This window comes from Nostoc sp. CCY0012, assembly GCF_963920855.1.
Taxonomy (GTDB): Bacteria; Cyanobacteriota; Cyanobacteriia; order Cyanobacteriales; family Nostocaceae; genus Cyanocohniella.
Genome location: NZ_CAWUDM010000155.1, coordinates 1 through 10,680, shown reverse-complemented (window position 1 = coordinate 10,680; position 10,680 = coordinate 1). Strand labels below are relative to the sequence as shown.

The following is a 10,680-nucleotide window of genomic DNA, read 5'->3' as shown; positions in this document are numbered from 1 at the left end:
CTCAGTCAGACTCCTGGTATACAAGCGGTTCAAGACTTTTCTGCACCACTAAGGGCAAGAGGATACGTTAGAGAAACCCCAGCATGAGGGAATGCGGTTTGAGGCGGTGGTAGCAAATCCGCCGTTTTCGGCAAATTGGAGTGCGGATAAGCTGTTTGAGTCGGATGATCGCTTTAGTCAATATGGGAAGTTAGCCCCGGCTTCTAAGGCTGATTTTGCATTTGTGCAGCATATGCTGCATCACCTAGATGAGAACGCCATTATGGCGGTGGTGTTGCCCCACGGGGTTTTGTTTCGAGGAGGTGCGGAGGGGCATATTCGCCAGTATCTAATCAAGGAGCGGAATTGGTTGGATGCGGTGATTGGGTTGCCTGCGAATATTTTTTATGGGACGAGTATCCCGACTTGTATTCTGGTGTTGAAAAAATGCCGGGAATTTCCTGAAGATATTTTGTTTATTGATGCCAGTGCCTATTTTGAAAGGGCGAAGAATCAGAATTATTTGCGAGATGAGGATGTTGAAAAAATTATTTCCACTTATCGCCAAAGGATAGAGGAAGAGAAGTATAGCTATCGCGCACCGTTAGCGGAGATTACCGAGAATAATTTTAATTTAAATATTCCTCGTTATGTGGATACGTTTGAGGAGGAGGAGGAGATTGATCTGGCGGCTGTAGCGGCAAAGTTGAGGCAATGCGATCGCGATATGGTGGCGATCGATGAGGCGATTAAGGGGTTTTGTGATGAGTTGGGGATTGATGCGCCGTTATGAGTAGAAAAAAAAAACCATACTATCCAATTAATCAACTCTGCAAAGTAATTGATTGTGAGCATAAAACTGCTCCATATATAGAATTGTCTGAGTATCTTGTCGTAAGAACGAATAATGTTCGGAATGGAATTTTGGTATTAGATGATATTAAATACACAACGAAAGAGGGATTTATCGAGTGGACACAAAGAGCGGTTCCCGAATATGGAGATGTTTTATTTACAAGAGAAGCTCCAGCAGGAGAAACTTGCTTGGTTCCTTCAGGCTTAAAGATTTGTTTGGGACAAAGAATGGTTCTTTTACGTCCCAACAAAGATATAATTAATTCCCATTTTTTATCTTTCTATTTAACAAGCAAAGAATGTAGACGCGAAATATATCAATATGTAATTGGTTCAACAGTTACGAGAATCAATATTGACGATATCTTACAAATAAAAATATTTTGCCCATCGATCGCCGAACAAGAAAAGATTGCAAGTTTTTTGGGGGCTGTCGATCGCCGTCTAACCCAACTCCGCTGCAAGCAGGAACTCTTGCAGACCTACAAACGCGGCGTAATGCAGAAAATCTTTTCTCAAGAGATTCGGTTTAAACAGGACGACGGAGAATTTTTTCCTAATTGGCAAGAAACAACCCTGGGCAAAGTTGCTAATTTTTCAAAAGGAAAGGGACTTCCTAAAGAGGATTTAGTTGAATCTGGAAATTTGAAATGTATTAGATATGCGGAATTATACACCCTCTATGATGAAGTAATTGATAAGGTATTTTCTTCAACCAATGTAGAACCTGGAAATTTAATTCTAAGCCTCGAAAACGACGTAATTATTCCAGCTTCAGGAGAGTCAGCAATAGAGATTGCAAAAGCAGCTTGTGTGAAAATTTCTGGAGTTGCTTTGGGTGGAGATTTGAACATTATTAAATCTTCTATAAATGGCGAATTTCTAGCTTATTATTTAAATCATTATAGAAAAAAAGATATTGCCAGAGTAGCCCAAGGTAATACAGTCGTACATTTATATAGTTCTCAATTAGCACAGATTGAAATTGAAATTCCCTCTCAAGAAGAGCAGAAAAAAATAGTCAATTTTCTGACTATGATCAATCAAAAGATAAAAGCAGTATCTCAACAAATAGACCACACTGAACAATTTAAGAAAGGCTTACTCCAGAAAATGTTTGTGTAGTAGGGTATTATGGAGAGTTTAGAAGCGTTAGTGAAGAGACATCTCAAAGAATTTCCCGACTTTCAATACTATGGTGCATTTGCCGAGTTTATTAGCGCAATTGAAAACTATCACCAAGATTTACATACAGGAGTAAGCCTAGACTGTTGCAATTCACTGTTGCAAAGTATTTGTAAGACAATCATTACTCAAATTGATCCACGAGTAGAAGGAAAAACTTTAAATAAAGGAGCGAAAAGTGAAACTAATAATCTTATCTCTGAGACAGCTAAGTTACTTCAAAAAAATGATGATGTATACGAGAGGGATTTTATTAGTAAACTCTCACAGATAGGAAAACATATTAATGAATTAAGAAATGCGAGAGGTGATTTATCTCACGGCAAACATATACCCAAAGAACTGCTTAACGATCAAGATTTATCACGCCTGCTAAGAGAAATAACAGAAAGCCTGTCTCGTTATCTCATATCTTCCTTTTTCAGTTTTGCCTTAGAAAAGCAGTCAAAAGAAGACATCAAAATAGAAGAAGACCGAATCAGATATAAAGAAAATCCAGAATTCAATGACTTTCTAGACGAAGAATATCTCTTAGACGGAAAACTACTTTATAGCCAAGCACTGTATACCCTTTACTATGAAGACTATGAGATCCGGCTACAAACTTTCCTTGATGAACAAGCATTGTTAGACGAAGAGTAGGGCATTACGGATAAATCTATTTGTGTAAAATCAAAGTGCAGCAGAGATTTTTCTATATGAAAGTGTGCGAGTCATCCAATCCTGGAGTTTCCCCACAATGATCGCAGCCAAAGACAACGCCCCCCACCTCACCCCAGACGAGTACTTTGCCTGGGAAGCAACCCAACTGGAAAAGCACGAGTATATCAACGGTGAAGTTTACGCCATGACTGGCGGCAGCGTTAATCATAGCCGCATTGCAATTCGATTTACGACTATGTTTGATACCCATTTAGACGCTAGTAGTTGCATAACAGGTAACTCAGACCTGAGAGTTAATATTGTAGGAACTAATAACTATACCTACCCAGATGCCAGCGTTACCTGCGACGATCGCGATAAAATCACAACCCAATATATTACCTACCCCTGCTTAATCGTCGAAGTCCTCTTTGCCAGCACCGAAGCCTACGACAGAGGTGGCAAATTCCGAATGTACCGCCAAAACCCAGCCTTAATCGATTACCTACTAGTCAGTTCCACCAGCATCGAAATTGACCTGTATCACAAAAACGACGCAGGCGACTGGTTGATTATCAACTACAAAGCAGGCGACGCGATCGAACTCAAAAGCATTAACCTCAATTTCCCTATTGAACAAGTCTATCGCGGTTTAACCCTTGAACCAGGGAATGGGGAATAGAATCAAAGCATTACCTACTACTCATTACCTAACGCCCAATATGCTAGCCCTCGAAACCGTAATCCAAAAAATCCAACAACTCCCCCCCGAACAACAAAAAAAAGTGATCGAATTTGTAGAATTCCTAGAATTTCAAGCCGATCGCCAACAACAAGATCAACAACCTGAAACACCTCCCCAACAGGATCAAGACTTTTTCGCCCTAGCCGGAATTTGGGAAGGGAAAAACATTACCCTAGATACCATCCGCAAAGACGCATGGGGTGAAGAGAATCAATGATTTTGTGTGATACCAATATCCTCATTGAATTCTATAAAAATAATACCTCCATCATTCAAGAATTACGTCAAATCGGCATTCATCAATTAGCCATTAGCGTAATCACTAGAGCCGAACTGTACTATGGCGCAATTAATAAAAACGAACTTAATCGTATTCAGCAACACCTAGACCTACTCCAAAATATCCCTATCGATCAGCCCATTTCAGAGAAATTTATTCAACTCATGGCGCAATATTCCCTAAGCCATAAACTCACAATTCCCGATGCCCTAATTGCTGCCACTGCCTTAACCCATAACATTAGCCTCTATACCTTAAACCTTAAAGATTTTCGCTTCATCCAAGGCTTAAATATTTATAATCCCACCCATTCCCCATGACCCAAAGCGAAGCCGAACTAGAACAAAAGCTGATTGATCGCCTAACTGGGCTAGGCTACGAACCTGTCACCCTTCGCAATGCCGAAGACCTGAAAGCCAACCTCAAAACCCAACTGGAAAAACATAACCACATTAAACTCAGCGACACAGAGTTTAAAAGCATCCTCAACCACCTCGACAAAGGTAACGTCTTCGATCGCGCCAAACGCCTCCGCGACAAAATGGAACTCAGCCGCGACGATGGCACAACCTTTTACCTAGAATTCCTCAACACAGAACACTGGTGTCAAAATCAATATCAAGTCACCAACCAGATTACCCAGCAAGGCAATTACAAAAACCGCTACGACGTAACCCTGCTGATTAACGGCTTACCCCTTGTGCAAATCGAACTCAAACGCCGAGGGCTGGAACTTAAAGAAGCTTTCAACCAAATCAACCGCTACCAACGCCATTCCTACGGCGCAGACAATGGACTATTCCAATATGTCCAAATTTTCGTCATCTCCAACGGTGTCAATACCCGCTACTACGCCAACAACCGCAAACAAGAATTTAAACAAACCTTCTACTGGGCAGACCAAGAAAACAAGCTGATAACCCAACTGGAAGACTTCGCCGACAGCTTTCTGGAGAAATGCCACATCTCCAAAATGATCTGTAAATACATTGTCCAGCACGAATCCGACAAAGTGCTGATAGTGCTGCGCCCTTATCAATATTACGCCGTAGAAGCCATCATTGAGCGAGTCAAGGATACCGATAAAAACGGCTATATCTGGCACACCACTGGATCAGGCAAAACCCTCACCAGCTTCAAAGCTGCCCAAATCCTCACCCAACTCCCCAAAGTGCATAAAGTGCTGTTTGTCGTCGATCGCGCTGACCTTGACTACCAAACCAGCAGAGAATTTAATTATTTCAGCCCCGACTGCGTAGACACCACTGACAACACACGCCAACTGGTAGAACAAATGGCTGGGGATAATCGCCTCATTGTCACCACTATCCAAAAACTGAACCGAGCAATCAAATCCCAACGCCATGAAGCCGCAATGGAGAAGCTCAAAGATAAACGCATCGTATTTATCTTTGACGAATGCCACCGTTCCCAATTTGGCGAAACCCACAAAAATATCGTCAAATTCTTTACCCAAGCCCAAATGTTCGGCTTTACCGGGACTCCCATCTTTGCCGATAACGCTGCTAGCAACGAACACGGTAAACGCACTACCAAAGACTTATTCCAAGAATGTCTGCATAAATATGTGATCACCAATGCGATCGCCGATGAAAACGTGCTTAAATTTTCTGTCGAGTATTGGGGCAAAATCAAACGCAAAGACGGCACGCTGATTACAGAGCCAAAATTAGACCGAGAATTCTTTGAAAGTCCCGAACGAATTTCTCTAATCGTCGATTGGATTATTGCCAACCATCACCGTAAAACCCACGGTAGAAAATTCTCGGCGATGCTCTGCACCAGCAGCGTAGACACCCTAATTACCTATTACGACACGTTCAAAAACAAACAAAAACAGGGATTACATGACCTACGAGTGGTCACTATTTTTACCCCCAGCGATAATGAAGAAGACGAAGACGCAAACGGCTTAATTGGAGAACCTGATTTCAATATCAGCGCAGATACAAGCAAACGTAGCCATAGCCGCGACAAATTGAATCAATTTATCGCAGACTATAACAAAATATACCGAACCCAACATTCGGCCAAAGATAGTCAGGCTTTTTATGCCTACTACAAAGACATCTCAAAACGAATGAAGGATAGGGATCGGGAAAACTTTCAGGATCAGGAACGTGCAGATATTCTGTTAGTCGTCAATATGTTTCTCACGGGTTTTGATGTCAAAAAGCTCAATACACTTTACGTTGACAAAAATCTGAAGTATCACGGGTTAATTCAAGCATACTCCCGCACTAATCGCATTTTGGGCGAACTAAAATCTCAGGGAAATATTGTTTGCTTTCGCAATCTTAAGGAGAATACAGATCAAGCCGTTGCCCTCTTTTCCGATCCCAACGCCAACGAACAAATTTTCATTGAACCCTACGAATACTACATTGAAAAATTTAATGACGGGGTGCAAGAACTGAGAGCGATCGCCACTATCCCTAACGATGTCAATAAGCTTATTAGTGAAGACGACCAAGTTAAGTTTGTTAAAGCCTTTCGGAATCTTATCCGTTTACAGAATGTCAGTAAATCATTCACTGAATTTAGTTTTTCCGACTTGAATCTGGATGAACAAACCTTTGAAGATTATAAAAGCAAATATCTGGACATCTATGATAAAACGCGATCCAAACCCGATGACGAAAAAGAATCTTTAGTTGAGGAAGTCGATTTTGAACTGGAACTGATCCAGCGAGACGAAATCAATGTCAGCTATATTCTCAAGCTACTGGCTAACCTCCAGCGCGATCGCCAAGCAGATATCACCTCAGAAGAGTACCAGAACCAAAAAGCTTCTATCCTGGAAATCATTGGCAAAGAAGCCCAATTACGAAGTAAACGGGATCTGCTGGAGAAATTTATCGAAGAACGGCTACCCACCCTTGAACCCGAAGAAAAAGTGGAAACCGTCTTTCAAGACTTCTGGACTCAAGAACGTATTGAAGCAATTCAGCAACTCTGTGTAGAGGAAAATCTCAAGGTCGAAGCTGTTAATCAAATGATTGCTGACTACAAATTTTCTGGGAAAGAGCCATTAAGGGAAACCGTGTTGAGTGCTTGCAACGAAAAACCGAAATTATTAGAGCGTAAAAAAATCTTTGCGCGAGTTGTATCAAAATTACTCGACATTATCAGCAAATTTGATGACGCTCTTGGTGAGCTTGGGGAGGAAGAATAAAAGAGTTTTAAAAGCAGGCGATCGCCAAATTTATACTAAAGTTCTATAACTTTAATTTCAGACTAAAATTCCCGAACAATATCTTGCCCAATTCCTTAAAATTTGACCCAAACAACTGAGATACACTAATCTTCGCCTTTTCGCACACAGGAATAATCAACTTCAAAATTTGTACGGGTTGCAAAGTTGGCAAAGGTATTGGTAATTAAGGCATAAGTGAGTAATTCTGCGATAAAGCGCGAATTTTATGCTACATTTTGAGAAAAATGCTGTAACATCACAAAAACTATATGAAAATTGAAATTGAAGGGCGAGACGCAATCACAGCTACAGAAGAACTCTTAACAATTGAGGGATTAGAAGGAAGTTATCAGCCAATTGATGAAGTCGAACGGGAAGGAACTCTAGCCACGATCGCCACCATTGTAGGAATTGTAGGTGGAACATTGACCATTGCAGAGAGCATTCACAAGTGGAAGGAGAAGTATCAAAAGTCACTAGACAACCCTACTGGGGCAAGAATTGAGAAAGTTTTGATTGTGACTAACGACAATCATAGGTTACTGCTGAAGGATGCAACATTCGACCAAATCAAAGAAATCCTAGACAAGTATAAATAGTAATGAAGATTCTCCACATTAGTTTGACCAGGCAAGGCCAGGATTATGTTTCTTTACGCTATTTTTGGGATAAACCTTCTGATTACAAGGAACACAGACTGCCTCTGCCTGAAATCAAAGGGTTAAGTGATAAAGCAGAAACCGACTACTATACTCGTCTCCCAGTAGATTATGCTACCACAGGGCAATCACTCTACAATTGGTTAGATAGGAGCGATCGCATTTTAGCCAATGCCCTAAAAGAACCACATCCCCAAGGTTTAATTATAGCGATCGCCACAGATAAAGGACTAGCTCATTTACCTTGGGAAATTCTGCATGATGGTAATAGCTTTTTAGTAGAGAAAACACCCCCTGTTATTCCCGTGCGGTGGGTATCCAATGGTAAAACGATAACTACAACTAACTCTCCTCAAAATCGCCCCCTGAATGTGCTGTTTATGGCAACCTCGCCGTTAGAAGTTGAACCAGAGTTAGATTATGAAGCTGAAGAAGGGAAAATTTTACAGGCAACCGCACGCACCCCGATAGATTTGAGAGTAGAAGAAAGTGGCTATTTAACAGAGTTGAGTTACGTGGTTCGGGAATATGAAACAGGATACTTTGATATCTTTCATTTAACAGGTCATGCGACTCATAAGTATCAAAAGCCCTACTTTCTGACTGAAGACGAATATGGCAACCGAGTTGATAGCAGTACAGCCGATATTTACAATGCCCTGCAATTTCGATTCCCGTCTTTAATTTTCCTCTCTGGTTGCCGTACAGGTTATTCTGCTGATGGTGCAGTTCCCTCAATGGCAGAAGAATTATTGAACATGGGTGCAACTGCTGTACTAGGTTGGGGTCAAAATGTCCGTGATACCGATGCCACTGCTGCCGCTAGTCAATTCTATTGGGAATTGTCACAAGGGGGGACGGTGACACAGGCTTTATCTTCCACCTATCGAACACTGATTCAACAACATAAAAAAACCCCTGATTGGCATAAATTACGGCTGTATGTGGCGAATACTTTACCGGAAGCATTGGTAACGACCTTAAGGGCAAGGGGAAGAAAGCAACTGCCAAAACCTTCTACTACCGTAGAGTTTAGAGATGATGAAAATCGGTTAAGAGTTGCCAGACGAGAGGATTTTGTCGGTCGTCGTCGTCAGTTACAGAATTGTTTGCGGACTTTGAGGACAGATTTTGACAAAGTAGGGATATTAATTCACGGGATGGGTGGATGGGGGAAAAGTACCATTGCCTCTCGACTATGGGATAGATTGCCAGAACATGAAAAAATTCTCTGGTGGCGACAAATTGATGAATCTTATTTGATTAAAAAATTCAAGAATAAACTGATTAAGCCAGCCCAACTAGAACTAATTCCCTATCTAGAAAATAGTCAAATTGAACTAAAATCCCGTTTAATTTATCTATTCAGTCAATTAGCAGAAATGGGAGAAACGGTTTTTATCCTGATTCTTGACGATTTTGAATGGAATCTCGAACCCCGTGCAGGTGGATACATTCTTAAAGATACAGCAGCCCCAATATTAGAAGCTTTAGTGAAAGCCATCCAAGAAACGGGAACCAGCAATAGAATTATTATTACTTGTCGCTATGAATTTGATTCTGATTTATTGGCATATTTCTATAAACAAGGCTTACAACCACTGCAAGGGACTGAACTAACTAAAAAGCTCAATCGCTTAGAGAATTTTCAGTCTGACAATCTACCTCGAAATTTACGAGAACAGGCATTAAATTTAGCAGATGGCAATCCTCGCTTGTTGGAATTTATCAATAATGAAGTATTAAGCAAACAAGATGCGGAGAATGAACTAACAAAACTGGAACAAAGCCCCGAATTATGGAAAGAAAAAATAATTTGGGAAGAATTGTATCAGCTTATTGATGAGCCATTACAGAAAATTCTCAGCTATTGCTTAATCTATGAAATTCCCGTGCCGATGGCAGCTTTAGAAGCAGTTTGTAATCAGCTTCCTAATTATCAACAGCAATTACAAAGGGGGCTAAACTTGGGAATAATTGAGGTTAGTCCTGAAGTTAAAGAAGAAAATAGATTCTATCGAGTTTCGCGCATTTTACCCCATATTATTACTAATATCCGCCTCCCTGAAGCACCAAAACTTTATTCTCTCTACCAAAGAGCTTCTGAAAAATTAGGTGAGTTATGGGGTAATGAGGAGAACAGAAGCGAAGAAAAATGGCAAGAGATTTTTCGGTTAAAATTCGCCAATAAATCAAATCCTGAACGCTTCAGGCAAGGTTTTTACCAAACGTTGGCAGTTCAATATAACAAAGAAGCTGATCAAGCTTTTGAATTTGAATTGAGAAAATGTGCTGATGACTTGGTAGAAGAAGATGGATTATTGAACGCATTGGAAAATTATCTGAAGCAAAGACAGTGGCGAAAGGCAGACGAAGAAACTGCTTGGATTTTTTACCAAGTCATGGTTAAAGAAAAATACGAAGATTGGGATGATTTGTTAAAGAATTTTCCCTGTGAAACTCTCAGGAAAATTGATCGACTCTGGCTTGACAATAGTAACAATACACTGGGTATTAGCATCCAGAGCAAAATTTACCAGAATCTAAGTGGAGATGACGAGGAAAAATGGATGCAGTTTTGCGATCGCGTTTGGGGATCTCAGAATAAAACGTATAATGAAATCATGAGAGACATAGAAGAGAGTGAAGAATACCAGTGGATACCAGCTACAGCCACCATACCTGCATTAATTTATACCCATAATTATAATTGTAGTATGTATTTAATTGTAAGGAATAGTAATGGATCTCTTCTCTCGCGCAGAGACTTGTAGAAGTCTAACATTTAAGGCTTCCATAAGTTTGTAAACATTTATCACAACACTCTTTTCCACGCAATAATCAACATTTCAGAAATCCGATACCTGGCACTGGTGGCTGATAGCAGTTTGATCAGTTAGCAGTTACCAGTCATCAGTTATCAGTCGTCAGAAATTCTAGTTTTTTTGAGGATTGAGAAAAGGATTTTTGATATCTCTTCGGCATTTTCATAGATACTTTTAAATGCTTTTTCATCAATATACCCTGTGTCTTTTAAAAGGGACAACCAATATTTAGTTTCAAGACCTTAACGGGTGACAAGGCAGTTGAAGATGAGATGTGGCAACAATTTGAGAAA

Annotated in this window: 8 protein-coding genes and 2 pseudogenes; 9 read left to right on the top strand and 1 reads right to left on the bottom strand. The window is 40.5% G+C overall.

What is annotated here, in order from left to right:
• Positions 1 to 70: 70 nt before the first annotated feature.
• The 9 genes and pseudogenes from ACM0OS_RS26675 to ACM0OS_RS26635 all read left to right on the top strand — a co-directional run.
• Positions 71 to 772: pseudogene (locus ACM0OS_RS26675) on the top strand (N-6 DNA methylase); the annotation flags it as partial.
• Positions 769 to 1,959 (top strand): restriction endonuclease subunit S, encoded by a 1,191-nt coding sequence (locus ACM0OS_RS26670; RefSeq protein WP_414546193.1) that lies wholly within the window; start codon positions 769 to 771, stop codon positions 1,957 to 1,959. The pseudogene ACM0OS_RS26675 and the gene ACM0OS_RS26670, both read left to right, overlap by 4 nt.
• Positions 1,960 to 1,968: 9 nt before the next feature.
• On the top strand, positions 1,969 to 2,661 hold the full coding sequence (locus tag ACM0OS_RS26665; RefSeq protein WP_414546192.1) for an abortive infection family protein: 693 nt from the start codon (positions 1,969 to 1,971) through the stop codon (positions 2,659 to 2,661).
• Between the two features lie 97 nt (positions 2,662 to 2,758).
• Positions 2,759 to 3,343, top strand: a complete 585-nt coding sequence (locus ACM0OS_RS26660; RefSeq protein ID WP_414546194.1) for a Uma2 family endonuclease — start codon at positions 2,759 to 2,761, stop codon at positions 3,341 to 3,343.
• Complete coding sequence (locus ACM0OS_RS26655; protein WP_414546191.1) at positions 3,333 to 3,623, top strand: DUF2281 domain-containing protein; 291 nt, start codon at positions 3,333 to 3,335, stop codon at positions 3,621 to 3,623. Before ACM0OS_RS26660 ends, ACM0OS_RS26655 begins: the two co-directional genes overlap by 11 nt.
• Positions 3,620 to 4,006 (top strand): type II toxin-antitoxin system VapC family toxin, encoded by a 387-nt coding sequence (locus tag ACM0OS_RS26650; protein WP_414546190.1) that lies wholly within the window; start codon positions 3,620 to 3,622, stop codon positions 4,004 to 4,006. Before ACM0OS_RS26655 ends, ACM0OS_RS26650 begins: the two co-directional genes overlap by 4 nt.
• Positions 4,003 to 6,882 (top strand): type I restriction endonuclease subunit R, encoded by a 2,880-nt coding sequence (locus ACM0OS_RS26645; protein WP_414546189.1) that lies wholly within the window; start codon positions 4,003 to 4,005, stop codon positions 6,880 to 6,882. The genes ACM0OS_RS26650 and ACM0OS_RS26645 overlap by 4 nt, the downstream gene beginning before the upstream one ends.
• Positions 6,883 to 7,172: 290 nt before the next feature.
• The gene (locus ACM0OS_RS26640; RefSeq protein WP_414546188.1) at positions 7,173 to 7,502 is read left to right on the top strand and encodes a hypothetical protein; all 330 of its coding nucleotides are present in this window, start codon (positions 7,173 to 7,175) and stop codon (positions 7,500 to 7,502) included.
• A gap of 23 nt (positions 7,503 to 7,525) precedes the next feature.
• A complete protein-coding gene (locus ACM0OS_RS26635) occupies positions 7,526 to 10,336 on the top strand; it encodes a CHAT domain-containing protein (protein ID WP_414546187.1) in 2,811 nt (936 codons plus the stop codon).
• A gap of 146 nt (positions 10,337 to 10,482) precedes the next feature.
• On the opposite strand, the pseudogene ACM0OS_RS26630 reads toward ACM0OS_RS26635, so the two are convergent.
• A pseudogene (locus ACM0OS_RS26630) lies at positions 10,483 to 10,611 on the bottom strand (four helix bundle protein); the annotation flags it as partial.
• Between the last annotated feature and the right edge of the window lie 69 nt (positions 10,612 to 10,680).